This window comes from Streptomyces sp. P5F9 (assembly GCF_057961495.1).
Genome location: NZ_JBXVPZ010000992.1, coordinates 1 through 906, shown reverse-complemented (window position 1 = coordinate 906; position 906 = coordinate 1). Strand labels below are relative to the sequence as shown.

The following is a 906-nucleotide window of genomic DNA, read 5'->3' as shown; positions in this document are numbered from 1 at the left end:
ACAGGGGACGGGACGGGGCTCAGCGGGCGGCCGGACGCCACATCGTCGTGACCACCTGGCCGCCGGCGGTGACGATCTCGTCGCGAGGGACGAACCCGACGCTCTCGTAGCGCTTGTTGTTGGCCGGGTTGGTCGACTCCAGGTAGACGGGAGCGCCGAGCGCGTCGACACGCGTGAGCCCCTCAGCCACCAGACCCATCCCCAGGCCCTTGCCCCGGTGGTCGGCGTGCGTACCCAGGACGGTGAGATAGAAGGACGGCTCGGCGGGATGCGCCGCCTCGAACTGCTCCCCCACCACCATGATCGCCCGGGCCGTCCCGGCATCGGTGACCGCGGCCAGCCGCCCCTCCAGCCCGGCAACCTCCTCCTCGGTCAACTCGACACCCCCCGGCGGAATGAAGACCGCCGCGGCCTCCACGCCCGGAGTCACCAGCGTCCAGGGATAGCGCAGCGCGGAGGCGGCATAGACACGCCACATCACGGCCGCCTGCCCGGCCCGCCGCCGCTCGTCGGGGAAGACGGGCCCCCAGACCGGGTCGTGGAAGAAGGCGCTGGTGAAGGTGGCGACGATGGCGTCGAGATCGGCGGAGGTGGCGACACGGGCAGAGGTCATACGACGCACGGTACGCACCGTTTCCGCCTGGGCCACCATCACCCGGCCCCTACCGGGGCCGTCCCATCCCGGCCGGCACCATCCAGCCCGTCACCCGCAACTCGAAACACAGGCCGGCACCATCCAGCCCGTCGCCCGCGCCTCGAAACACAGGCCGGCATTACTCAGCCCGTCGGCCGCGACTTGAAACTCAGGCCCGCAAAATCCAGCCCGTCCGGCGTTTGAGGACGAGGCCCCTTCAGGGCCGATGGGGGTCTGGGGGCGCAGCCCCCAGGGACGGCCACCCCCACCCG

At 71.6% G+C, this 906-nt stretch carries 1 protein-coding gene; it reads right to left on the bottom strand.

Going from position 1 to position 906, the window contains the following annotated elements; all coding sequences use genetic code 11:
- Window positions 1–19: 19 nt before the first annotated feature.
- A complete protein-coding gene (locus AC31A1_RS52015) occupies window positions 20–613 on the bottom strand; it encodes a GNAT family N-acetyltransferase (protein ID WP_489660011.1) in 594 nt (197 codons plus the stop codon).
- Window positions 614–906 lie beyond the last annotated feature (293 nt).